Origin of the sequence: Streptosporangium brasiliense (genome assembly GCF_030811595.1) — a bacterium.
Classification (GTDB): domain Bacteria; phylum Actinomycetota; class Actinomycetes; order Streptosporangiales; family Streptosporangiaceae; genus Streptosporangium; species Streptosporangium brasiliense.
Window position 1 is genome coordinate 7508965 of sequence record NZ_JAUSRB010000002.1, and the last position, 22743, is coordinate 7531707.

General features: G+C 72.7%; 21 protein-coding genes. 7 read left to right on the forward strand and 14 right to left on the reverse strand.

Going from position 1 to position 22743, the window contains the following annotated elements; genetic code table 11:
• Positions 1 to 4: 4 nt before the first annotated feature.
• The 3 genes from J2S55_RS43395 to J2S55_RS43405 are packed head-to-tail and all read right to left on the reverse strand — an operon-like array spanning position 5 to position 2929.
• Complete coding sequence (locus tag J2S55_RS43395) at positions 5 to 826, reverse strand: carbohydrate ABC transporter permease (protein WP_306873497.1); 822 nt, start codon at positions 824 to 826, stop codon at positions 5 to 7.
• Positions 816 to 1658, reverse strand: coding sequence for a carbohydrate ABC transporter permease (locus J2S55_RS43400; RefSeq protein ID WP_306873499.1), 843 nt, complete (start codon positions 1656 to 1658; stop codon positions 816 to 818). Before J2S55_RS43400 ends, J2S55_RS43395 begins: the two co-directional genes overlap by 11 nt.
• Positions 1655 to 2929: an ABC transporter substrate-binding protein gene (locus J2S55_RS43405; RefSeq protein WP_306873501.1), complete on the reverse strand. Its 1275-nt coding sequence runs from the start codon at positions 2927 to 2929 to the stop codon at positions 1655 to 1657. The genes J2S55_RS43400 and J2S55_RS43405 overlap by 4 nt, the downstream gene beginning before the upstream one ends.
• Positions 2930 to 3040: 111 nt before the next feature.
• Between J2S55_RS43405 and J2S55_RS43410 the strand changes: the two genes are divergently transcribed.
• The 3 genes from J2S55_RS43410 to J2S55_RS43420 all read left to right on the forward strand — a co-directional run bounded on the left by J2S55_RS43410 (position 3041) and on the right by J2S55_RS43420 (position 6167).
• Positions 3041 to 4177 (forward strand): ROK family transcriptional regulator, encoded by a 1137-nt coding sequence (locus J2S55_RS43410; RefSeq protein ID WP_306873503.1) that lies wholly within the window; start codon positions 3041 to 3043, stop codon positions 4175 to 4177.
• 124 nt (positions 4178 to 4301) lie between these two features.
• Complete coding sequence (locus J2S55_RS43415) at positions 4302 to 5186, forward strand: helix-turn-helix domain-containing protein (protein ID WP_306873506.1); 885 nt, start codon at positions 4302 to 4304, stop codon at positions 5184 to 5186.
• A gap of 27 nt (positions 5187 to 5213) precedes the next feature.
• Complete coding sequence (locus J2S55_RS43420; RefSeq protein ID WP_306873508.1) at positions 5214 to 6167, forward strand: hypothetical protein; 954 nt, start codon at positions 5214 to 5216, stop codon at positions 6165 to 6167.
• Between the two features lie 3 nt (positions 6168 to 6170).
• On the opposite strand, the gene J2S55_RS43425 is transcribed toward J2S55_RS43420, so the two are convergent.
• From J2S55_RS43425 to J2S55_RS43435, 4 genes are all read right to left on the reverse strand, one after another.
• Positions 6171 to 7127 carry a TolB-like translocation protein gene (locus J2S55_RS43425; protein ID WP_306873511.1) on the reverse strand — a complete coding sequence of 319 codons (957 nt, stop codon included), beginning with the start codon at positions 7125 to 7127 and terminating at the stop codon, positions 6171 to 6173.
• Positions 7124 to 8368 carry an MFS transporter gene (locus J2S55_RS43430; RefSeq protein WP_306873514.1) on the reverse strand — a complete coding sequence of 415 codons (1245 nt, stop codon included), beginning with the start codon at positions 8366 to 8368 and terminating at the stop codon, positions 7124 to 7126. The genes J2S55_RS43425 and J2S55_RS43430 overlap by 4 nt, the downstream gene beginning before the upstream one ends.
• A 93-nt stretch (positions 8369 to 8461) precedes the next feature.
• Positions 8462 to 8566 carry a proprotein convertase P-domain-containing protein gene (locus J2S55_RS48575; protein WP_370879761.1) on the reverse strand — a complete coding sequence of 35 codons (105 nt, stop codon included), beginning with the start codon at positions 8564 to 8566 and terminating at the stop codon, positions 8462 to 8464.
• Positions 8518 to 10767: a metallophosphoesterase gene (locus J2S55_RS43435; protein WP_306873516.1), complete on the reverse strand. Its 2250-nt coding sequence runs from the start codon at positions 10765 to 10767 to the stop codon at positions 8518 to 8520. Before J2S55_RS43435 ends, J2S55_RS48575 begins: the two co-directional genes overlap by 49 nt.
• A gap of 501 nt (positions 10768 to 11268) precedes the next feature.
• On the opposite strand from J2S55_RS43435, the gene J2S55_RS43440 reads away from it, so the two are divergent.
• Positions 11269 to 12522 carry an SMI1/KNR4 family protein gene (locus J2S55_RS43440; RefSeq protein WP_306873517.1) on the forward strand — a complete coding sequence of 418 codons (1254 nt, stop codon included), beginning with the start codon at positions 11269 to 11271 and terminating at the stop codon, positions 12520 to 12522.
• Between the two features lie 305 nt (positions 12523 to 12827).
• On the opposite strand, the gene J2S55_RS43445 is transcribed toward J2S55_RS43440, so the two are convergent.
• The 6 genes from J2S55_RS43445 to J2S55_RS43470 form a co-directional block, all read right to left on the reverse strand.
• On the reverse strand, positions 12828 to 13346 hold the full coding sequence (locus J2S55_RS43445; RefSeq protein ID WP_306873520.1) for a serine hydrolase domain-containing protein: 519 nt from the start codon (positions 13344 to 13346) through the stop codon (positions 12828 to 12830).
• A gap of 232 nt (positions 13347 to 13578) precedes the next feature.
• Positions 13579 to 14010, reverse strand: a complete 432-nt coding sequence (locus J2S55_RS43450) for a Clp protease N-terminal domain-containing protein (RefSeq protein WP_306873521.1) — start codon at positions 14008 to 14010, stop codon at positions 13579 to 13581.
• Between the two features lie 22 nt (positions 14011 to 14032).
• Positions 14033 to 14830: an amino acid ABC transporter ATP-binding protein gene (locus J2S55_RS43455; protein WP_306873524.1), complete on the reverse strand. Its 798-nt coding sequence runs from the start codon at positions 14828 to 14830 to the stop codon at positions 14033 to 14035.
• A complete protein-coding gene (locus J2S55_RS43460; protein WP_306873528.1) occupies positions 14827 to 15735 on the reverse strand; it encodes an amino acid ABC transporter permease in 909 nt (302 codons plus the stop codon). Before J2S55_RS43460 ends, J2S55_RS43455 begins: the two co-directional genes overlap by 4 nt.
• Positions 15736 to 15737: 2 nt before the next feature.
• Positions 15738 to 16694 carry an ABC transporter substrate-binding protein gene (locus tag J2S55_RS43465; RefSeq protein ID WP_306873531.1) on the reverse strand — a complete coding sequence of 319 codons (957 nt, stop codon included), beginning with the start codon at positions 16692 to 16694 and terminating at the stop codon, positions 15738 to 15740.
• A gap of 14 nt (positions 16695 to 16708) precedes the next feature.
• Positions 16709 to 18277 carry an amidohydrolase gene (locus tag J2S55_RS43470; protein WP_306873532.1) on the reverse strand — a complete coding sequence of 523 codons (1569 nt, stop codon included), beginning with the start codon at positions 18275 to 18277 and terminating at the stop codon, positions 16709 to 16711.
• 109 nt (positions 18278 to 18386) lie between these two features.
• Between J2S55_RS43470 and J2S55_RS43475 the strand changes: the two genes are divergently transcribed.
• Both J2S55_RS43475 and J2S55_RS43480 read left to right on the forward strand, forming a co-directional pair.
• A complete protein-coding gene (locus tag J2S55_RS43475; RefSeq protein ID WP_306873536.1) occupies positions 18387 to 19262 on the forward strand; it encodes a LysR family transcriptional regulator in 876 nt (291 codons plus the stop codon).
• Positions 19263 to 19430: 168 nt separating this feature from the next.
• Positions 19431 to 20612: an amidase gene (locus tag J2S55_RS43480; RefSeq protein WP_306873538.1), complete on the forward strand. Its 1182-nt coding sequence runs from the start codon at positions 19431 to 19433 to the stop codon at positions 20610 to 20612.
• A 3-nt stretch (positions 20613 to 20615) separates the two neighbouring features.
• Here the strand turns inward: J2S55_RS43480 and J2S55_RS43485 are convergent, their stop codons facing one another.
• Positions 20616 to 21656: an Lrp/AsnC family transcriptional regulator gene (locus J2S55_RS43485; protein WP_306873541.1), complete on the reverse strand. Its 1041-nt coding sequence runs from the start codon at positions 21654 to 21656 to the stop codon at positions 20616 to 20618.
• 132 nt (positions 21657 to 21788) lie between these two features.
• Between J2S55_RS43485 and cuyB the strand changes: the two genes are divergently transcribed.
• Positions 21789 to 22664 (forward strand): cysteate racemase, encoded by an 876-nt coding sequence (gene cuyB, locus J2S55_RS43490; RefSeq protein WP_306873544.1) that lies wholly within the window; start codon positions 21789 to 21791, stop codon positions 22662 to 22664.
• Positions 22665 to 22743 lie beyond the last annotated feature (79 nt).

Below are 22743 nucleotides of genomic sequence, written 5' to 3' on the forward strand. Positions count from 1 at the left end.
CCTTTCAGCGCCCGGCCAGCCCGGCCGTGGCGATCCCTTTCACCAGGTGTTTCTGCAGCGCGACGAGGAGCAGCAGGGTGGGCAGGACGGAGATGACGGAGGCGGCCATGACCAGGTGCCACTGGTTGCCGTTCTGGCCGAAGAAGAGCTGCAGGCCGAGCGGCACGGTGCCTCTGGCGTTCACATCGTTGATCATGATGAGCGGCCACAGGAAGCTGTTCCAGTAGCCGATGAAGGTGAACACCGCGAGCACGCCCAGGGCGGGCCTGGCGAGCGGCAGCATGACGCGCAGGAAGACGCGCAGCTCTCCGGCGCCGTCGAGGCGCGCCGCCTCGCGCAGCTCGCCCGGCACGCTCTTGAAGAACTGCCGCAGCAGGAACGTGCCGAAGGCGGTGAACGCCCACGGGAAGATGAGCGCCTGGTAGCTGTCCACCCAGCCGAGCCCCTGCATGAGCAGGAACATCGGCACGACCAGCACCTCCTGCGGCACCATCATGGTGGCCAGGAAGACGAGGAAGACGCCGTCCCGGCCGCGCCAGCGCAGCGCGGTGAAGGCGTAGGCCGACAGCGCCGAGGCGGCCAGCACGACGAGGGTGCCCGCGCCCGACACGAGCACGCCGTTGCCGATGTAGCGCTCGAAGGGCACGTAGTCGAAGACGTCGGCGAAGTTGCGCCAGCGCAGCTCGGAGCCGATCAGCGCGGTCGGCGAGCCGAACGTCTCGCCCGGCGGCTTGAGCGCCGTGGCGACGGCGAAGATCAGCGGATACAGGAACGCCAGGGCGACGCCGGCCAGCAGGGTGTGCGACAGCAGGCGGCTAGCTCTCATAGTGGACCCACCGTTTCTGGCCCAGGAACTGCACGGCCGTGACGCCGAGGATGATCGCGAACAGCAGCCACGCGCCCGCCGCGGCCAGGCCGAGGTCGCGTGACTCGAAGCCGGCCTGGTAGATGTTCATGACCAGCGTCTCGGTGACGTTGCCCGGCCCGCCCGCCGTGAGGATGTAGGGCTGGGTGAACACCTGCAGCGCGTTGATCATTGTCATGGTCGCCGCGAAGAACAGCGCCGGCGAGATCAGCGGCAGTTGCACGCTGAGGAGCCTGCGCAGCCCGGTCGCCCCGTCGAGCGAGGCGGCCTCCAGCACGCTGGGCGACATCTCGTTGATGGCCGCGGAAAAGACGATCATGTTGTAGCCGAACCCCTGCCACACGCTCATCGCGACCACGGCCAGCAGCGCGGTACGGCCGTCGGCCAGCAGGTTCGGCTCCCCGCCCACGGCCTGGAAGAGCAGCTTCCAGATGACCGCGTTGGCCACCATCGGGGTGATGGCAGGGACGAAGAACAGCACCCGCCACAGGTTCGCCCAGCGTGACCGGTTGATCCAGAACGCCAGGCCGAGCGCGAGCAGGAGGTTGAGCGGCACGTAGAGGCCGGTGAAGACGAAGGTGTTGCGCAGCGCGGTCAGGAAGTCGGGATCCTCGCCGAGCAGGTAGCGGAAGTTCTCCAGGCCGACGAACTCCCGCGTGCCGAGCATGGGCCACTCGAAGAAGCTCATGACGACGGCCATCCCGACCGGGAACAGGGTGAACAGTCCCAGCCCGAGCACGCTCGGCGTGACGAAGCCGAGCGCGCTCCACTGCTCTGTCGTACGCGGGTTCACTGGCCTCGGACGCTCTGCTGCTGGATCGTGCCGAGCGCGTCCTTGGGCGACTGGTCGCCGGTGTAGACCTGGATGAGGTACTGCGCCATGAGCTTGCTGACGCTGTCCCAGTTCTTGGTGGTGAAGAGGGGGACCCCGCCGGCCAGGCCGTCCTTGAGCGAGGCGATCGCGCCGCGCACCGCCTCGGCGTTGCGCGGGTCCTGCTTGACGAGGAACTCCTCGTAGGTGGCCTGCTGGTCGGTGCGCGAGGGGAGGCTGCGGCCCTGCCCGGCCAGGTAGGCCTGGGCGTCCGGCCCGGTCAGCACCGAGACGGCCTTGGCGGCCTCCTGCGGGTAGGGGCAGCCCTTGGCGACGCCGAAGCCGGAGGCGGCGAGGTAGGTCTTGGACCCGCCGGACCCGGCGGGCAGCGGCGCGAAGCCGACCGCGAACTTGGCGTCCTTGACCGCCGAGCCGATGTTCCACGACCCGTCGACCGCCATCATGGCGTTGCCGTTGACGAACTGCGTCTCGCCCCAGCCCACGTCGGACGAGCTGGCCGGCACCAGCGCCGCCTTGCTCGCGGCCAGGCCGGCGTACCAGGTGAGCGCGTCCACCATGGGTTGGCTGTCGAACCCCAGCTTCACGTCCGGGGTGACCGGCTGGGCCCCGTTGTAGGACAGCATGAGCGACAGCGAGTGCAGGTCGGCGAAGGACATGCCGAACCCGGCCTTGCCCCCGGTGGAGAGCTTCTTGGCCGCCTGCTCGAAGTCGGCGACGGTCCAACCGCTCTTCGGCTCGGCCACGCCCGCCTTGGCGAAGGCGTCCTTGTTGTAGTAGAGAAGCATCGAGGCCAGGTCGTACGGCAGGGCGAGCTGCCTGCCGTCCAGCTTGAGCGCCTCCAGCGCGGCGGGGGCGAAGCCCTGGGTGTCGGCCTTGCCGTCGAGCGGCTCCAGCAGGTCGGCGTAGGCGCTGAGGCGCAGGCTCTGCATGGACACCACGCACGGCTGCTTGCCGGCCGCGAACTCGGTCTGGAGCTTGGTGAAATAGTCGTTGAACGGCGCCGTGCGGAGATTCACCTTGATGGTGGGGTGTCTCTGGGTGACGAGCGCGGCGAGATGGTCGAGCTGGGCCTTCTCATCCTCACTGCCGGCCCACATCTCCCAGTCCAGCGTGACGGTGCCTCCGGTGTCGCGGGCGCCGCCCGACGCGCCGGAGCCTCCGCCGCCGCACGCGGCGGAGACCATCATGCCTGCCAGGCACAGGACCGGCAGGACGCTTCTGCGCATGCGCATCTGCGCTCCCTCCTAGACGCCGCCCGTGATATTTTTCGGGGACGAATTTATTATGGTGGCTGACCTTAGGGTCGGGACGCGCAGGCCGTCAAGAGAGGCAGAATGACCGACATGCCCCCACCTCCGTACCGGGAAGACCTGGTCAAGGCGGAGATCCTCGCCATGCTCGGGCCACAGCCGCTCAACCGGTCACAGATCGCCGCCCGGCTGGGCCTCGGCGCCGCCACCGTGACCGAGCACACCCGCCGCCTGATCGAGCTGGGCTACCTGCGCGAACTGCCGCCGCAGGTCAGCGGCAGAGGACGGCCGAAAGTACCGCTGGAGGTCGTCCCCGACGCCGCCTACACGCTGGGCCTGCGCGTCCACTCCGACCACCTGATGGGCGTGCTGGCCCGGCTCGACGGGGGCGAGGTGGCCCGCTTCACCCGGCCGTTCTCACCCACGGGCGACCCCGTGCGGCAGCTCGCGGCCGCGTGCGAGGACGTGCTGCGCGATCCCGACACCGGCTCGCGGGTGCTCGGCATCGGGCTGGCCGTCCCGGGGGTCATCGACCCCGGCACCGGCACGGTGCGGCTGTCGCCGCGCATGGGCTGGACCGACCTGCCGCTCCAGCCGCCACTGGCGGCGCGCCTGCCGGTGCCCGTGCTGATCGACAACGACACCCGCGCCTCCACCACGGGAGAGCTGCTCTACGGCACCGGCCGCGACCACGACGACTTCCTGGTGCTGGCCATCGGCGACGGCGTGGGCATGGGCATCGTGCTGGGCCGCCGGGTCCATCGCGGCCCCGACGGGGTGGCCGGCGAGTTCGGCCACGTGCCCACCGGTCCGGGCGGCCCGAAGTGCGTGTGCGGGCGGCGCGGCTGCGTCGACGCCTACGTCGCGGACTACGCGCTCGCCGCCGAGGCCGTGGCGCGCGGCCTCGTCGACGTGCCGCCGCCGCTGGAGGGACTGCGCCGCCTGGCCGCCGACGACACTCCGGGCGTGCGCGACCTGCTCGCCGAGGCCGGCGAGATCCTCGGCCGCGCCGTGGCGGGCGTGGTGAACGTGCTGGCCGTGCGGGCGCTGACCGTCATCGGGGAGAGCCACGTGCTCTGGCCGTACATCGCGCCCGGCTTCCACCGCGCGGTCGACGAGGGGGTCATCGCGGCCCTGCCCGGACTGGAGATCACCCTGAGACCGTGGGACGACAGCGGTCACGCCCGCGGCGCGGCCAGCCTGGTGCTGGCCGCCAGTCTCGCCTCGTGAAATGCCGACAGACAGCCACCGGATTACTTATAGTGATCGCGTGGAACCGGATGATCTATATAGTCACCTGGTCATTCTCGGCTTACGCCCCCAAACCGCCCGTGTTTACGTACAGTTGCTCTCCATGCAGCAGGCGACCGAGGCGGCGCTCGCCGAGGCGCTGGACCTGCGGGCCGACCAGGCGCGCTCGGCGTTGAAGGAGCTCACCACCTGGGGCCTGGCGGGCCGGCACGACGCCAGCGGTTTCCGGGCGGTGGTGCCGGAGGTCGGCCTCGACGCGCTGGTCCGGCGGCGGCAGGCCGATGTCGAGCAGGCGCGCATCGCCGTGGGCCACGCCTTCGAGACGCAGCGCAGGTCCGCCCGTAGGACCGACGTCGACTCGCCGGTCGAGGTGGTGACCGGCCCTGCGGTGAAGCTGCGCATCCGGCAGCTCGTCAACGGCGTCCGGCACGGGATCCGGCGGCTCGACCGGCCGCCGCACCTGTTCGGGGCCGTCAACAGGGCGGAGATCGAGCAGCTCACCCGGGGTGTGAGCTACCGGGTGGTCTACGCGCGGGAGTCCCTGGAGCTGCCCGGCTATCTGGAGGAGAACGTCACGCCGTGCGTGGAGGCCGGGGAGCGGGCACGCGTCGCCGCGGACCTGCCGGTGAACATGACCATCCTCGACAAGGACCTCGCGTGGCTCGCCAGGCCGGAGAACGGCCAGGACGGGGCGCTGACGATCGTCTACCCGGGGGGCCTGCTGGAGGCGCTCGCCGGGCTGTTCGAGATCTGCTGGAAGAGCGCCGTCCCCCTGCACCTGGCGGCCGGGACGGGGCCGTCGATCCGCGCCGATGACCGCAGGCTGCTCGTCCTGCTCAACGCGGGGGTCAGCGACGCCCGCGCGGCCCAGAGCCTGGGGATGAGCCGCAGGACGTTCTACCGCCGGCTGGAGCAGCTGATGGCCCTGACGGCCACGACCAGCAGGTTCCAGCTGGCCGCCGCGGCGGCCCGGCGGGGCTGGCTGTAGGCGTGCTCGACGGAAGGGAGCGCAGGGGTGAACCAGCAGCAGCCGCCTGAGGAGTTGCGCAGGTCCCTCGACGAGGCGCTGGCCGCCGGGCCGTTCAGCGTCGCGTTGAGGCTGGCCATCCAGGTGGGCGGCCTGAGCCTCGACCGCCTCCAGCACCGCCTGCGCGAGCAGGGGATCTCGGTGAGCAGGACGGCGCTGAGCTACTGGCAGTCCGGCCGCACGCAGCCCGAACGGGCCGAGTCGATCCGGGCGCTGCGCGCCCTGGAGCAGGTGCTGGACGTGCCGGCCGGGTCGCTCGTCGGCCTGCTCGGACCGCCCAGGCCCCGGGGACGCTGGACCGGGCACCACGTCCCCCGCCCGACCCGGCCCGACCGGTCGTGGGCCAGGCCGGAGGGGCTGCTGCGGGTGCTCGCCCAGGTGGAGGCGGCCCCCGAGACCATGGCCCACCTGCTCCAGCGGCGGCGCAGCACGCTGGTACGGCTCGACGCGCACCGGCAGATCCGCTCGGTCTTCATGCAGGTGGTGCTGGAGGCGCAGCGTCCCCACGTGCACCGCGCGCTCATGGTCCACCACTTCCACATGGCCGGGGTGCCCGGCCCGGCCATCGAGCAGCCCCGGGGATGGCGGCCCGGCCGGGTCAGGAGCGATCCGGAGACCGGCTTCGAGGTCCACGAGATGATCCTCGACCGCATCCTCCCGCAGGGCGCGACCGCGGTGACGGAGTACACGCTCGCCTTCCCGCCCGGCCACCTCGACCCGCACACCGCCCACCGGGTGGTGCCCGGCACGCGGGAGCTGACCATCGAGGTGGTCTTCGACCCGGCGGCGCTGCCCCCCTTGTGCCGCGGCTTCTACCAGCCGTCGATCGCGCACCCGCGGACCGCGACGGAGGAGCTGTTGACCGGCGGCACGGGCACGGCCGCCTACACGCTCTTCGACCCCGAGCCGGGCATCCACGGCGTGGCCTGGGAGTGGAACTGACCATCACTGGATCACCGCCGGCGAGGAGGCGTCCCGGCGCAGCAGCCGTGGCGCCCCCGTGCCGTCGGCCGGCACGGCGAACAGGGAGATCCGCCCCTCGCCGTCGGGCCGGGCGTAGGCCACGGTCGCGCCGTCCACCCAGGCCGCCTGGTCGTCCACCTCGGCCCGCTCGGCGAGCGGGGTCTCACGCCCGGTCCGCAGGTCCATGACGTGCAGCCGCCAGCGCGTGCCGGCCCACTTCTTGTAGGCGATCCGCGTCCCGTCGGGCGACAGCGAGGGGCACTCCACGCCGCCGGCGACCGCGGTGAGCGTGCGCGTGGCCAGGTCGCCGCGGAGCAGCCAGATCCGGCCGCCCGACCCCATCGTCGCGTAGAAGGTCCGGTCGTCGGCCGCGAACGTCACGCCCCAGAAGTTGCGGTCCTCCCGCCGGTACGGCTCGCCGTCGACGACGACGGCGAAGTCCTCCAGCGAGCCGTGCAGCGTCCCGGACCGCGTGTCGTAGATGCCGGCGGTGGTGGCGAACCCGCCCGGGTCGTAGGAGTCGCCGGAGCGGAAGACCGTCCAGGCCGCCAGGCGGCCGCTCGGGGAGACCCGCGCCCTGCTGGGCGTGCCGTCGACGCGGACCGGCTCGGCGATCTCCTTGTCACCGCGCAGGAACGCCGCCTCGAAACCGGCGGGCACGGCGACCGTCCGCAGGCACACCGTGGTGCCCCCGGAGGTGTAGGCGCGCAGGCAGGTCCGGGCGCGGCGGACCGGCTCCGCGCCGGCGTCCGTGACCGGCACCTGGGCGAGGGTCCGGCCGCGGTCCAGGAACACGAGGGTGCCCGGCCCGGCCTCGGCCGCGGCCCGCGTGAGCGGCTGTTCGTTCCCGGCCATCGCCCAGGCCACGTAGCCGCCGCCCGCGCAGACCAGCGCCACGATCGAGCAGACTCCGGCGACGATCCGGCGGCGGGCGCTCACGACGGGGTCTCCTTTCCGTCGGGCGGGAAGACGCAGGCCGGCAGGAGGCCGACGGTGAGCAGCACGGCGAAGACCACGAACGAGACGCGCAGGTCCCAGCCCGTGGCGAGCGCGCCGAAGCCGACCGTGCCGCCCGTGCGGGCCAGCGCCTGGCCGGTCTGGGTGATGGCCAGGCCACTGGCGCGCAGGTGCTCGGGCAGGTGGGGCGCGAGATGGGCCATCAGCACCCCGTCGGTGGCGGCGTAGAACAGCCCGTGCAGCAGCAGCACACACGCGGCCGCCACCGGGCCCTGCCACTCGGCCGCCAGCAGCGCGTAGGCCGCCGCCAGCAGCGCGTGGCCGGCCACGAACACCTTCCAGCCGCCGGCCCGGTCGGCCAGCCTGCCCAGCGGCACCGCAGCGAGAAGGAACACCAGCGAGGTGGCCAGCGGCAGCAGCGGCAGCGTGGCCGCGCCCAGCCCGGTCTGCCGCTGGACGCCGACGAACACGAACGCGTCCCCGGCCGTGACCAGCCCCAGCATGGTCGCGTAGGCCGCCGCCCGGCGCAGCGGGTGCCGCGCCAACAGCCCCCAACCGTCCCGCAAGGAGACCCGCGGGCGGACGGCCGGGGCGATCCGCCGGTCGCGCACGGAGCACGCCAGGATCACCACGCCGATCATGGCCAGGCAGAAACTGGTGACGAAGACCGCGTCGTAGGCGTCACCGACGGCGGCCACCAGCGCGAACACCACCACGGGGCCGAGCAGCGCACCCGCCGTGTCCAGCGCCCGGTGGACGCCGAAGGCCGCGCCCAGCGCGTGCGGGGACGTGGCGGCCGTGATAAGGGCGTCACGCGGGGCCGCCCGCAGCCCCTTGCCCGCCCGGTCCACGGCGACCGCCGCGCCGATGGCCGAGACCGCCCCGCCCACCAGCGGGAACAGCAGCTTGCTCGCGGCCGACAGACCGTAACCGGCCAGGGCCACCGCCTTCGGCCGCGCGGACCGGTCGGCCAGATGGCCCCCGGCCAGCCGCAGCAGCGCGCTGGCGCCCGTGTAGAGGCCGTCGAGCAGACCGAGGTGCAGGAAACCGGCGCCGAGGCCGTACAGCAGGTACATGGGCAGGAACGCCGCGACCATCTCGGCGGAGATGTCGGTGAAGAAGCTCACCATGCCGAGGGCGACCACGGTGGCGGGCACGCGGGCGGATCTCAGCCGCCCGGCGGCCGCGGGCGTCCCGGTGGCCCTGGTTGTGGACAGATACACGGTTCACCTTCTCTGGGGCGGAGGGCTTGGCGGGCCGAGCGGGGGCACGGGACGGCGGCTCCGTCCCGCGCCCCCGGGGCACCGGTCAGAAGGTCAGAAGGTCGGGCTCCAGGAGTTCAGGACGCCGTTGTCCTGGTCGAGCGTGTCCTTCACCCGGAGCCGCCACTGCCCGTCCGCGGCCGTGCCGGAGCCGTCCACGGCGGTGTCGACAGGGTGGCTCCCCCGCCGGAGGAGGTGATCCGCACGTCGTCGACGGCGGCCTCGACGAGGCTCGCCGTCCCGAGGTCGGCCGCCTCGACGAGGATGCGGACGCTCTGCCCGGCGAAGGCGCTCAGGTCCGCGGTGGCCGTCTTCCAGGCGCCGTCCAGGTCGGTGGAGGCGGTGCCGAGTTTCTCCAGGACGGTGACGGTGCTGGTGCCGACGACCTTGACGCGCAGGTAGTCGTCGGGACCGGAGTTGTCCCGGTGGGCGAAGTTGTAGGAGAAGGTCAGCGTGGAGGCGCCGGCCGGCAGCGTGATGGCCGGGGAGCGGACGCTGGTGACACCGCCGTCGACGTCGTCGGCGCCCGGCCCGGAGCCGGCCAGCTTGCCGGTGACCAGCGCGTTGACGCCGCTGACCGTGGTGCCGAGCTGCTTGACGCCCGACTCGGCGGTCTCCTCGGGGTCGCCGCGCTCCCAGCGCCCGCTGGTGGCGGTGTCGCTGCCGGCGGGGTCGGCGGTCCAGCCGCGCTCGGTCTCGAAGTCGTCGGAGAAGGCGGTCGTGCCTCCCCCGCCGCCGACGGTGAGCTGAACGGCCGCGGTGTGGCTGAGGGAGCCGGAGGCGCCGGTCACGGTCAGGGTGTGGGTGCCGGTGGGCGTGCCCGCGGCCACCGAGACGTTGAGCGTGGCGTCCGCGCTCGTGCCGCTGCCGACCGTCACCGACGACGGTGAGATCGTCGCGGTCACGCCGGACGGCTGGCCCGAGACGGCGAGCTGAGTGGTGCCGGCGAAGCCGTCACGGCTGGCCACCTGCACGGTGGAGGTGGCCGAGGCGCCGGGGGCGACGTTCAGCGAGGAGGGCTGAGTGCCCAGCGCGAAGTCGGGCGTGTTCGAGCCCGCCCTGTGGCAGGTGGCGGTGCCGCTGTCGGTGAACGTGCGGCCGGCGATTGGCACGAAGTCGAACCGGTAACCGGTGCTGGACAGGGTCAGCTTGAGCACGCCGTGCGTGTTGGCGTTCTTGGCCTGGAGATTGGCCGGGTTGCTGGAGCTGAGCGAGTAGAAGCTCCGGCCGCCCGTGCCGACCAGGATCTCCCTGATGCCGTTCGGGTCGGCCCTGCCGTCGGGGTCCTGCAGCGCCCACCGCTGGTAGTTGTGGTCGTGGCCGGCCAGCAGCAGGTCGGCCTTGTGATCGTAGAGGGCCTTCCACAGCGGCCGGGTGCCGGTGGCCGCGCCGTGGTTGCCGACGTTGAAGAGCGGGTGGTGCAGGTAGGCCGCGGTGCACGGCTTGGTGTTGGCGGCGAGGTCCTGGCGCAGCCACTGCTCCTGGGCCGAGCCGGCGCTCGTCGAGATGTTGCTGTTGAGCGCGATGAAGTGCCAGTCGCCGATGTCCCAGCTGTAGTAGCCCTTGCCGCGGGCGCCGGCGCGGGCGCCGAAGTAGTCGAAGTAGCCGGACGCGCCGCTGGTCTTGTACTCGTGGTTGCCGGGGGTGGGGTAGGTCTTGCCGAAGAAGGGGCCCCAGGTCTGCCTGTAGGCGCCGTTGTACTCGCTGAGCGTGCCGCTCTCGTAGGCGTTGTCGCCGGTGGTGAAGACCGCGGCGGGGTTGATGCCCGTCAGGAGCTCGGCGGTGTCGGCGCAGGCGCTGCCGCAGATGTCGCCGGCCCCGGCCACCACGACGTCGGCGGCCGCGAGGGACCGGGTGCCGGCCTGGTAGCCGTCGACGGCGTACGCGCTGGCCGGGTCGCTGAAGCGGGGCTCCACCTTGACGCAGTCGCCCTGCAGGGCGCGGGTGGTGAACACCCTGTCGCGCCAGGCGTCCCCGGTGAACCGGGAGCTGCCGCCGGCCGAGCCCGTCACGGTCAGGCTGTCCTTGCCGCGTAGGTCGAGCCGGGTGAAGCGCAGGCGCAGCCACTTGGCTCCGGAGCTGCACACCTCGCGGGCGGGGGCCTTGGCCGCCGACCCGGACACGGCGACGCTGCCCGTACCGGCGGCGCTCTCGGCGAGCTGCGGCACGGTGTCGTCGGCGGGAGCCGCCTGCGCCGCGGCCTGGGCCGTCCGTACGTTCGTGGTCTGGGCCTGCCGGCCCTGGGCCTGGGTTCCGGCTGCCTGGGCCTGGGCCGGTCCGGCGCCGAGCGCGGCCAGCATCGCCAGGCACGCCGTACCGGACAGGAGTCTGTGGCGTCTCTGAGTCTGAGAAGGGATCACGGACGGTGTTCCTCTCGGATGGGGTCAAGAGTCGTGCCTCTCCGTGGGCCCCACGGCGATCGGAAAGCTATCTGCCGTACGCGCGGAGTCAATGGTCCTGTCGGACACCGTGACAGCATTCAGTGAATGGCCGGGCGGCGCGCGGGCAGGTCAGCCGGAGTCTCCCCTGGCCAGCGGCCCTGCCAACGCTTGCTGTTCCGTGAATTGACGCCTTGACACCACGCGCTATGTCACTGTTAACGGCATTTATGGCTGTTTGTCGCTGGAATCATGGCGCATTAGTGCCAGTGGCACTGCTTCCCCCACAATGAGGGTGCCGGAGCAGAACCTTCATCCCATGAGACGACCCAGCCGCGCCGAGGCCGCCGTCACCGTGGCCGCCACCGGGCCGGCGGACCGGGCCCCGTCGAGCGCCCCGTCACGGTCGGCGACCGCCCCGGCAGCGGCTCGGCCACCACCGAGGTCACCGTGAACATCCGGCACACCGAATAGGGTGCCGCTGTGGATCTGGACGTCATCCGGCGCGGCATCGACGCGCTCAGCGAGTACGACACGGACTTCGGACTCTTCGGCGCCCGCCGGCACCGCTACCGGTTCGAGCCGCCGCTCGACGAGGCCGCGCTGGAGGCCGTCGAGGCCCGGATCGGGGTGCGCTTCCCGGCCGACTACCGCACGTTCCTGACCCGGCTCGGCAACGGCGGCGCCGGCCCGTACTACGGGGTTCACGGACTGGGGCCGGACGGCGCCTGGGCGCGGTCCGGCCCGTTCCCGTTCACCGAGGAGTGGGAGCCGCCCGACCTGGACGACGAGGACTACGACGACGTCATGGAAGCCGCGTTCGAAGGGCTGCTGCCGGTCGCCGAGCACGGCTGCGGCTACCGCTCCCACCTCGTCGTCAACGGCCCTGCCGCGGGCCAGGTCTGGGGCGACTGGACGTGCGTCGGCGAGGTGCTGGCCCCCGAGGCCGAGTCGTTCGGCGCGTGGTACCACGACTGGCTGAAGAGTTCGCTGCGCGAGGTGCTGGGTGAGCGGATCGAGGCCACCGTGCGCGACGAGGCCGGCTGGAGCGTTGACCGGCGGCTGCTCAGCCTCCTCCCGCCTCCTCCCGCCGATGGTGACGGACAGCCGGAGGTGAAGGTCCTACGGCTGCTCAGGCGGGCCTACCCCGCCCTCTACCGGCACCACCACAGCGACGCCCGCGACCTCCTCTCCCGGGCCCGCGCGGTCGGCGCCGCGGCGGACTACGAGGTGCGCATCGCGCTCGCGGAGACCGTGCTCCTGCGCGAGGAAGGCAGGATCACCGACGCCCTGACCACCGTGGAACACACGATCCCGCGGTGCGGCCAGCCGTTCGAGAGCGCGTGGCTGCGCCGCCTGCGAGTCGAGCTGCTCCTGACGCAGAGCCGGCTGGACGACGCGTGCGCGGCGACCGAGGAGCACATCGCGTACTGTCCCGACGACGACTTCGGCTACGTGCGCCGCGCCCTCCTGCGGGTGCTGACCGGCGACCCCTCGGCCGCCGAGGAGGTCCTGCGCGCCGACGCCCCGCTCGGGAGAGGACTCGGGCCGGCGAGCCACCTGTGTCCCGCCGACCGCGCCCCGGCCGCCCTACGGCTGCGCGCCCGGCGTCTGGCCTGGGAGTGCCGCCGCTGGGGACACCCCGGCGACGCGTCCCGCTTCGAGGTGATCGCCGCCGCATCGAGCGCCCAGGCCACCGGGCCGGGCGCGGGAACCGAGGACGTCGATGCTCGCTGAGGAGTTCGGTTACCGGGTGCTACCGGGGGCGGCCGTTGACACCCTGGGCGTGGGAGATCCTCCGGGGCCGGGCGCCGAGGCCGGCTACGGCCTCCGGGAACCGCCTGGGCAGAACTCCGTCTGGAGCACATCGGTGAAGATGCCGATCGGGTCCTTCCATCCGCCCCCGGCCCAGTCGCCGTTGACGTTGACCGCGACCAGGCGTCTGCCGTCGCGGGTGCCTTAGGCGTACGACCACGAACCGAAGATGGCCCCGGCCGCCCAGAACGGGGAGGTGTTCATCTCGGCGCCGGAGTCGGGCAGGTTCAGCTTGGAGTAGTGCCGCGAGTGTGGTCCCGCAGCTTCAGGTCATCGCCGCGTGGCAAATACGTCCCGGTCAGGCCGAGCGGGCGGGTGATGCGCCGTGAGATCTCCCCCGCCAGCGTCCTGCCGGTCGCCCGTTCGATGACCATTCCGGCCAGGACGTAGTTGGTCTGGGAGTATCCCCAGCTCGTGCCCGGTTCGAAGGCGGGCGGCCGGGACATGGCGATCTGCACGAGCTGCCGGGGGGTGGGGTAGTCGTAGCGGTTCACCGCCGCCTGGTCCTGGAGGTAGTCGAAGATCCCGCTGGTGTTGTCGAGCAGCCGTCTGATGGTGATCTCGCGGCCGTCGTTGCCGTTGCCGCCGACCACGCCGGGCAGCCACTTCTCCACGGTGTCGTCGAGGCTCACCGTGCCTTCGGCCACGAGCTGCAGGGCCACGGTGGCCACGAACGTCTTGGTGGTGCTGCCGATGCGGAAGCGGTGCTGCGGCTTCCGCTTGCGACCGGTCCTGGTGTCGGCCACTCCCACCGTTCACCGCCGTCGCGGACCTCGGCTCGGCGGAGAGGGGGCGGCGGCGGGCATGGGCACGCCGATCGCGCTGGGCTTCACGGCCGGCGTTCAGGGATCCGCCGCGTGTCGCCGCGCGGGCCCTGCGCCGGGAAGGCCAGGAAAAGCCGGGGAAAGCCAGGGAAGGTCGTGGGCCTGGCGCCGGGGGACGCCGGGGAGGTGGGGCGGTCTCGGCGGCGGCTGCCCGTTACCGGCCGGCGTCGGTGAGCGTCCGCAGCAGGCGCGCCATCAGGTCGTCCTGGTCGACACCGGCCAGGGCGAGCGCGCGCGGCACGGTGCCGACCTGGGCCCGCAGGATGCCCAGCAGCAGATGCGCCGGCTGCAGGTCTTTCTTCCGGGCGACGGAGGCGAAGCCTCGTTCGAGCGCGAGCTTGGCCGAGGCCCCCAGCTGCGTGGGAGGGGCGGAGGCGGTGCTCGGCCGCGGGAGGTCGAAGGCGGCGAGAGAGACTCCGGCCGCGTTCGGGCTGTGCTCGAACTCCCGGTCCAGCGCGTCGCGGATCGCCTGGCGGTCCAGCCCGGCCGACCTCAGGACCCGGTGGGTGGTGGTCTCCTGTCCGGCGGCGATCGCCCCGGCGCCGTCCGGCGGGTGGCCGGCCGACAGCGACGCCGGAGCGGGCACGGGCCGGCGCCGGCGCGCCCCGCTAGGACTGCCGGCGTTCCTCCGGGCCGAGCACACTGGACAGGAACGCCCTGGTCCGCCCGTGGCCCGGGTTGGCCAGGAGTTCTCCGGGCCGGCCCCGCTCGACGGCCACGCCGTCGGCGAAGAAGGTCAGCCAGTCTCCGACCTCCCTGGCGAAGGCGATCTCGTGGGTCACCACGACCATCGTCATCCCCTCGGCGGCCAGGCCCTTCATGACCTCCAGAACCTCGTCGACCAGCTCCGGGTCCAGCGCGGAGGTCGGCTCGTCGAACAGCATCAGCGCCGGGTTCATCGCCAGCGCCCTGGCGATGGCCACCCGCTGCTGCTGGCCGCCGGAGAGCTGGTGGGGCCGCTTGTGCGCGTGGTCGGCCAGGCCCACCCGCTCCAGGTGCTCCATGGCCAGCGCCCGCGCCCGGTCGGCCGGGGTGCCCAGGACATGGACGGGACCGCAGGCGACGTTCTCCAGCGCACTGTGGTGGGCGAACAGGTTGAAGCGCTGGAAGACCATGCCGATGTTCCTGCGGAAGGCGGCGAACTCCTTGGGCGTCCAGGGGTGGTACCTGCCGCCGCGCAGGGTGTGGCCGACCTCCTCGCCGAGCACCCGCAGGCTGCCGCCGAGCACCGGCTCCAGGCCGTTGATGCACCGCAGGAAGGTGGACTTGCCCGAGCCCGACGGGCCGATGACGCAGTTCACCTCGCCGGAGGCGACGGTGAGGTCCACGCCGTTGAGCACCTGCGTCTCGCCGTAGCTCATCCGGACGCCCGAGGCCCACACGACCTGCTCGCCCGGCGCGTTCATGCGGCCGCCTTCGGCAGGATCCTGGCGGCCAGGCCGCCGCCGCGCACCAGCCGTACGGCCTCGGAGCCGAAGCGGCGCTCCAGCCTGCCCTGCAGGAAGGTCGCCACGGCGGTCATGAGCATGTACCACAGGCTCGCCACGATCAGCAGCTCCATGATCAGATTGTTCGCCTTGTAGATCTGGCTGGCGTTGGTCATCAGGTCGTGCCCGGCGACCACGTAGACCAGCGAGGTGGTCTTCAGCATGGAGATGAACTCGTTGCCGGTCGGCGGGATGATGATGCGCAGCGCCTGCGGCAGCACGATGACCCGCATCCGCCTGGCCGGCGTCATGCCCAGCGCGTACGCCGCCTCGGTCTGGCCGTGGTCGACGGCCTGGATCCCGGCGCGCACGGTCTCGGCGAAGTAGGCCGCCAGGTTCAGCCCCAGCCCCAGCATGGCCGAGGTGAAGCCGGTCATCACCTGGTTGGTGTCCCATTTGAGGCCGATCGTGGTGAACGGGATCTTGAGCACCAGCTCGGGGAACAGGAAGGCCAGGTTGTACCAGAAGATGAGCTGCACCAGCACCGGCGTGCCGCGGAAGAACCAGATGTAGAGCGTGGCCAGCCCGCTCAGCACCGGGTTGTGCGCCAGCCGCATGATCGCGACCAGCACGCCCAGGACCAGCCCGAGGGCCGTGGCCAGCACCGAGATCTCGATGGTGACCCAGACCCCGCTCAGGATCCGTTCGTTGAACAGGTACTCGGCGACCTTGCCCCAGTCCAGGTTCGGGTTGGCCACGAGGAGGTAGGCCAGCCGGGCCGCGACCGCCAGCGCGACCGCCGCGGCCAGCCAGCGGCCCCAGTGCCAGGTCCGCGCGACAGGGATCGGCCTGCCCGACGCGTCGGTGATCGGTTCGGTCCGCACGGTCACTTACCGCCGTTGATCACAGCGGACTGGACGGCCAGCTTGTCGAGGTTCCACGCCGCGAGCAGCTTGCCGTACTCGCCGCTCTGGATGAGCGCGTCCAGCGCGCCCTTGACGGACTCGATGAGCTCCTTGTTGTCCGGCTTCATCCCGATGCCCCACGGGCTCTCGGTGCCTTCGAGGGTGATCGCCTCCATGGCGAGCTTGGGATCGGCGGACTTGTAGGCGGCCACCACGTAGTCGGTGACGGTGGCCTGCGCGCGGCCGTTGCTCACCTGGAGCATGGCCTCCGTGTCGCCGGGGAACTTCAGGATGTCCACCGCGGCCTTGCCGTCCTTCTTGCAGTCGGCGTCGTAGCTCTCGGCCAGCTCCATCGAGGAGCCGTTGTCGACGACGGAGACCGTCTTGCCGCACAGGTCCTTCGGTCCGGAGATGCCGGCCGGGTTGCCCGCCTTGACCAGCATCCCCGAACCCGCCTGCACATAGTCGACGAAGGTGACCTGGCCCTGCCGCTCGGGGTTGTCGGTCATCGAGGAGATGACGAAGTCGTAGCGGCCGGTGAGCACGCCGGGGATCTGCGAGTTGAACTCCTCGTCGGTGATGGTCACCTTGACGCCGAGCTTCCTGGCGATGGCCCTGGCCAGGGCGGGGTCGAACCCGATCGGCGTCTTGCCGTCGCTGGCGAACAGCTCCATCGGCGGGTAGCCGATGGAGGAGACGACCTTCAGACCGTCGGCTCTCAGGCTCGCCGGCGCCTTGGCGGCGAGGCTCTCGTCGGGAGTGATGGCGTTGATGACGTCGGCCGCCTTCTCCTCGGCGGGGGCCTGGTCGAGGACGACGGCCGGCGCCGCGGCCGACGTGCCGGACGCGCCGCCGCCGTCGAGGGACTGGGCGCCGCAGGCCGCGGTGGCGGCCAGCAGCGCGCCGGCGGCGAGCGCGGTGAGAATCCGGGTGTTCAACGGGGGGTGCTCCTTCAGGATTGCTGCCAGCGGACTTCGCCGCCGACGACGGTGGTCATGACCTTGGTGCGCAGCAGCGCATCCGGTGACTCCACGAAGGGGTCGGTGTCCACCGCGATGAAGTCGGCGAGCTTGCCGGGCGCGAGGACACCCTTGAGGTCCTCCTCGCCCGCGGCGTAGGCCGCGCCGAGGGTGTGGGCGGTGAGGGCCTCGCTCATGCTCAGCCGCTGCTCGGGCTGCCAGCCGCCGGCGGGCGTGCCGTCGGCGCGGGTGCGGGTCACCGCGGCGTACAGCGCGGCGAAGGGGTTGGGGTGCTCGACCGGGGCGTCGGAGCCGAAGGCCAGCGCGACGCCGACGTTCAGCATCCCGCGCCAGGCGTAGGAGGCCAGCTCCTGCCCGGCCAGCAGGGAGTCGACCAGGTCGATGTCGCTGGTGCAGTGCACGGGCTGCATCGAGGCGGCGATGCCCAGCCTGGCCATTCTGGCCAGGTCGCCGGGCCGCAGGTGCTGGGCGTGCTCGATGCGGTGCCGCAGCCCCGCCGTGCGGCCGACGGCCTCGTAGGCGTCGATGACCAGGTGGTTGGCCTGGTCCCCGATGGCGTGCGTGGCCACCGCGATGCCGGCCCCCGCGGCCGCGCCGAACAGCCTGACCAGGTCCTCGTACGGCGTGACCGCGATGCCCACGTTGCCCTGCTGGCCGGCGAAGGACTCGCTCATGTGGCAGGTGTGCGAGCCCAGCGCCCCGTCGCTGAAGATCTTCACCGGCCCGGTGCGGAACCAGTCGTCGCCCTGCCCGGTACGGCGCCCCTCGGCGATGGCCGCCTCCAGATGGATCATCGGGATCGCCTTGTGCACGCGTAGCTTCAACTCACCGGCCTCGCGCAGCTCCAGGTAGGCGGCCCGGCAGTCCTCGCCGTCGATGTCGTGCACGCTGGTCAGGCCGAGCGCGAGCAGCTCCTCCTGCCCGGCGCGCAACTGCTCGCGCAGGTCGGCGGAGACCATGAGGTCGCGCAGCGGGTAGGAGGCCGACTCGCGCAGGATGCCGGTGGGCTCCCCGCCCGGGTCCCGGACGATCTCACCGCCCACCGGGTCGGGAGTGCCGGCGTCGATGCCGGCCAGCCGCAGGGCCGCGGAGTTGGCCCACACCGTGTGGCCGTCCACGCTGGGCAGCGCGACCGGCAGCTCGGGGCAGACCGAGTCCAGCGCGTACCTGTCGGGCTGCGCCGGCGGATCCCAGGTGTTGCTGTTCCACCGGCCGCCGAACAGCCAGGCGCCCGGTCTCAGCCGCGCCGCGTGCGCGGCCACCTTGGCCAGCGCCTCCTCCAGGGAGCGCACCTCGCGCAGGTCCACCGCGTCCAGGCTCTGGGCGTACTGCGCGGTGTGGATGTGGGCGTCGTAGAACCCGGGGAGCACCGCGGCGCCCTCCAGGTCGATCAGCTCCGCCGCCCCGCCCACGGCCTCGCGCACCCGCGCCTCCGTGCCGACGGCCAGCAGCCGCCCGCCGTCCACGGCCATGGCCTGGGCCAGCGGATTGCCGCTGTCTCCGGTGCGGATGACGGCGTTTCGGTACACGCGGATGCTCATGTGACTCTCTAGGGCTCGAGTGACGGTGGCCATCACTGTAGGAGTGGCGAAAAGAAGTCGGAAGCGCTATAAACACGACATTTAGCAACCCTGAGAGCAAGGAACCCTGATGCTGAAGCCCGAGCACCTGCGCACCCTGCGTGAGGTCGTTCACCTGGGCTCCTTCGCCGCCGCCGCCAACCGGCTCGGCTACACCTCCTCAGCCGTCTCCCAGCAGATGGCCGCGCTGGAGCGGCAGATGGGAGTGAAGCTGTTCGACCGCTCAGCCCACAGCGTGCTGCCCACCGACGCCGCCGAAGTGCTGGCCAGGCACGCGGAGAGCGTGCTCATCGACATCGAGCGCATGGTCGCCACCGTCCAGGCCGTGCACAGGAACAGCGAGGGGCAGATCCACCTGGGCATCTTCCCCAGCTTCGCCGACGTGCTGACCGGCGTCCTGCGGCGGATGCAACCGCAGGAGCGCGCCGGCATCAGGGTCTCGGTCGCCGAGTCCTCCCAGCTCATCCCGCGTCTGGGCGCCGGTGGCGAGATGGACGCGGCGATCGTCTACCAGGTGGGGAACGCGGGCCTGTCATGGCCGTCGACGCTGGACCGGCGCTGGATCGCCGAGGACCGCTACAAGGTCGTCCTGCCCCGCGGCTGGCCCGACCTGGCGCCCTACCGGGCCGAGCAGCTCGCCGACCTGCCCTGGATCACACACCACCCGGCCAGCAGCGACGCCTCCTTCTTCGACGGCGTGTTCGCCCGCTGGAGCCTGCACCCCCGGGTGGCCGGCCACTCCGACGACTTCAAGATCACAATAGCCATGATCGAGGCGGGGATGGGCGCGGCGTTCGTCCCCGACCTCGCGCTGCGCGGGCACAGCCCGGACGTCGTGGTCGCCGACGTGCCGTGGCTGAACACCAGCCGCAGCATCTTCACCCTCATCCGCCCCGACCGCGAGACCGCCCGCCTGCGGTCCCTGCTGGACGCACTGGCGCTCTGACCGGTACGGCCCCGCGCCCGGTGACGGCGCCGGCCCCGCACTCGACGGACAACGGCGGATCTGCCAGCATGTGCCGGATCATGGGCGCGGCCGGCGACGACCCCGTCGCGCCGGCCGTCACCGGCCGGCCCCACGTCGGCTGGGGCGGGCGTTAGGAGGTCCCTGACCGTGGAACACCAGGCGGCGATCGCCAGATCCGCCGAGGCCATCCGCCTGCACAGCGGGCACAACATCCTCATCGAGTCCGGCGCCGAGCCGGTCATCGACCGGCTCGCACGCCGCGACCGGCCGGTGCCCGCCGCCCCGCCCGAGCTGTGGGCCTGGACGTTCGTGGTCAAGGACATGATCGATGTCGCCGGGCTCCGCACCACCCGCGGGTCCGCCCTGTACGGCGGCCAGGAGGCGCTGACCACCGCCCCCTGTGTCGAACTGCTGGAGCGCGCCGGGGCGCTCCTGGTCGGCAAGGCCAACCAGCACGAGTTCGCCTGGGGCGTCACCAGTGAGAACCCGCACTGGGGGGATGTACGCAACCCGCGCCACGGGCACCTGGCTCCCGGCGGGTCCAGCGGCGGCACGGCGGCGGCGCTGGCCGCCGGGATCGCCCGGATCGGCCTCGGCACGGACACCGGCGGCTCGGTACGGATCCCGGCGGCCTGCTGCGGCGTGGTCGGGCTGCGCCCGAGGGTCGGCGCCCTGCCCGCCGAGGGGGTCGCGCCCCTCGCCCCGATGTTCGACGTGGTCGGGCCGATGGCCACCTCGGTCGCCGACTGCGCACGCGTGTGGCGGGTGCTCGGCGGACAGGCCGTCGAGCCGCCGAGCTCGCTGTCGGGACTGGTCGTCGGCGTCGCCGAGGGATGCGCGCAGGCCGGGGAGTTCGCCGACCTGGGCGCCACGGTCCGCGAGATCGCCCTGCCGTACGAGATCCTCGCCCCGTACTGGACGATCGTGGGCGCGCAGGCCCGGCGCACCCACGAGGCCACCTACCCGAGGAACGCCGCCGACTACAGCGCGGGCGTGCGGCGGAAGCTGGAGGACGCCGCCGGGATCGGCCACCGGGAGTACCGCCGGGCCGTCGAGCGGCTTTCGGCCCTCCGGGCCGGGTTCTCCGCGGAGATGTCCGGCCTCGACGTCCTGATCACACCGACGCTCGGCGGCCCCGCGCCGCGGGCCGGGTGCGACGAGGCCGCCGTCCGCGGCGAGGTCGGCCGGCTCACCGCCGTCGTGTCCGCGCTCGGCCTGCCCGCGCTGGCCGCCGGAGACCTGCAGGTGGTGGGGCGCAGCGAGGCCGACGTGCTGCGGGCCGGCCTGTGCTGGGAGGCCCGGGGAGGCGCGATCCCCGTGCCGCGCTGAACCTCACAGGCGCGGCGACAGGCTCCACGGGTCCACCGCGACGACGCCCGTGCAGCGGCCGAGGCGGTCGAGGATCCGCCCGTAGAGCTTCGACTGCCGCAGGACGATCTGCCGGTCGACGACGCTCACGTACGGGAACCGCTCCTCAAGGCGCACCACCAGCGGGTGCAGGTCCCAGACGCCGTGCAGGCCGACGGTGAGGAGCAGGTTGCGGGCCCCCGCCAGCGCCGCGCACGTCCGCGTCTCCGGCCAGTCGAGCAGCGCCCGGCCCGTCTCCTCCAGCAGCCCGTCCGGCATCCGCAGCCACAGCACCGCCGAGGAGTGCCAGCCCGCGTGCGAGCGCGCCAGGTCGCAGCGGAAGTCGATGTCGCCGGTCGCCACCAGCCGTGACAGCCTGCGCTGCACCGTGCGTTCGGAGACGCCGACGGCCGCGGCCAGCTCGGAGTAACCGGCGCGGCCGTCGGCGAGCAGGGCCTTGAACAGCAGCCGGTCGACCTCGTCCATCGGCCTGGTGGACTCCGCCGGCCCGGCTCGCCTGGCCAGCGCCCCCGCCGACCGGGGCGGCAGTACGCGCAGCCGCCAACGGCACGAGGCCTCGAAGACGCGCGTGGCGACATGGGTGCGCACCTTCGCCACGCCCGGCACCCGCGGCAGGTCCGTGAGCACGTAGTCCGCCAGTGCCGGCATCGACGCGGCGACGGCGATCACGAAAAGGTCGTGACCGGCGGCGACGTGCTGCACGGTGATGAGGTGCCCCGCCCTGGCGAGGGTGTCCGCGACCTCGACCGCCGCCCCGGCCGCGCAGTCGATCTCCAGGAACGCCATGCTCATCGCGTGCATCTGGCGCTGCCCCAGAGCGACGGTGGTCCACGCCTCCCCCGCGCTGTTCAGCCGCCGCCAGCGCCGCGCCGCCGTCACCGGGTCCGCGCCGGTCGCCGCCCCGATGTCGGCCCAGCTGGCCCGCGGGTTGATCTGGAGGGCGTCGATGAGTTCGAGGTCGGCCTCCGACAGCAACCGCTGGGGCTCGATGCCGGAATCCTGCACGACTACTCCTCTGATGACGGATTGCTGCATCCGGACAGCGGGCTCACCTTATCCCTCGATCCTTGTGCCGGCGGCCGTCCCCGACCCCCGGGCCCGCCTTCCGACCCGCCGCGAAGGAGAGGACGCTTTTCGATGGCTCGCTCCCGCGACCGCGACCTGATACCGGCCGGAGGGCGGGGCGTCGACCCCGGACCCGGCCTGGACCCGCTCGCCGGCGCCCCCGTCAGCGGCGGCACGGCCGCGGCGGCCGACGGGGCCCCCGCCCTGCGCGCCGCCCGGCCGCGCCGCCGTCGCGGGAGCCCGGCGAGCGGGGCCCGGCTGGTCGGCGTCCTGGGCGGCATGGGCCCGGCGGCCACCGTCGACTTCTACGGCAAGCTCGTGGAGGAGACGGCCGCCGCCTGCGACCAGGGGCACGTGCCCGTCGTCATCTGGGGCGACCCCCGCGTCCCCGACCGTTCCCTGAGCCTGCTCGGCGGCGGCGAGGACCCGACCCCGTACCTGCGGCGCGGCATCGAGGCGCTGAAGCGGGCCGGGTGCGAGGTGCTCGCCGTACCCTGCAACACCGCGCACGCCTTCGTCCCGCACCTGGCGGAGGAGGCCGGGCTGGAGCTGGTGAGCATCATCGAGGTCACCGCCGACGCCCTCGCCGCCGGCGGCGTCCGCGCGGCCGGCGTGCTGGCCACCTCGGGCACCCTGCACGCGGGCCTGTACGCGCGGGCTCTGCGACGGCGCGGCGTGGCGGTGGTCGAGCCGGACCGGCCCGGCCAGCAGCACGTCATGGCCGCCATCGGCGCCGTCAAGGGCGGCGGCGTCCAACCGGCCCACCGGCGGGCGCTGGCGGAGGTCTCCCGCTCCCTCGCCGATCGCGGCGCGGAGCGGATCGTCACCGCGTGCACCGAGCTCGTCCTTGCCCTGGACGGCTCCCGCGTCCCCGTCCCGGTTCTCGACCCCGCCCGCCTGCTGGCCCGCCGGGTCGTCGAGGTGGCGTTCGGCCGAGGCAGGAGGTGATCCGCCGAAGCGGGCCGAGCCCCGAGCGCGCCCGGCTCCCCTGGCCGGGCCCACCGGTGACAGCCCCTCCGGCCGCCTG

Bases quoted from the DNA above. Each gene is read 5' to 3' on its own strand.
- cuyB (WP_306873544.1), top strand. From the start codon at position 21,789: ATGGCTCGCTCCCGCGACCGCGACCTGATACCGGCCGGAGGGCGGGGC.
- J2S55_RS43455 (WP_306873524.1), bottom strand. From the start codon at position 14,830: ATGAACGCGCCGGGCGAGCAGGTCGTGTGGGCCTCGGGCGTCCGGATG.
- J2S55_RS43395 (WP_306873497.1), bottom strand. From the start codon at position 826: ATGAGAGCTAGCCGCCTGCTGTCGCACACCCTGCTGGCCGGCGTCGCC.
- J2S55_RS43475 (WP_306873536.1), top strand. From the start codon at position 18,387: ATGCTGAAGCCCGAGCACCTGCGCACCCTGCGTGAGGTCGTTCACCTG.
- J2S55_RS43470 (WP_306873532.1), bottom strand. From the start codon at position 18,277: ATGAGCATCCGCGTGTACCGAAACGCCGTCATCCGCACCGGAGACAGC.
- J2S55_RS43410 (WP_306873503.1), top strand. From the start codon at position 3,041: ATGCCCCCACCTCCGTACCGGGAAGACCTGGTCAAGGCGGAGATCCTC.
- J2S55_RS43415 (WP_306873506.1), top strand. From the start codon at position 4,302: ATGCAGCAGGCGACCGAGGCGGCGCTCGCCGAGGCGCTGGACCTGCGG.
- J2S55_RS43405 (WP_306873501.1), bottom strand. From the start codon at position 2,929: ATGCGCATGCGCAGAAGCGTCCTGCCGGTCCTGTGCCTGGCAGGCATG.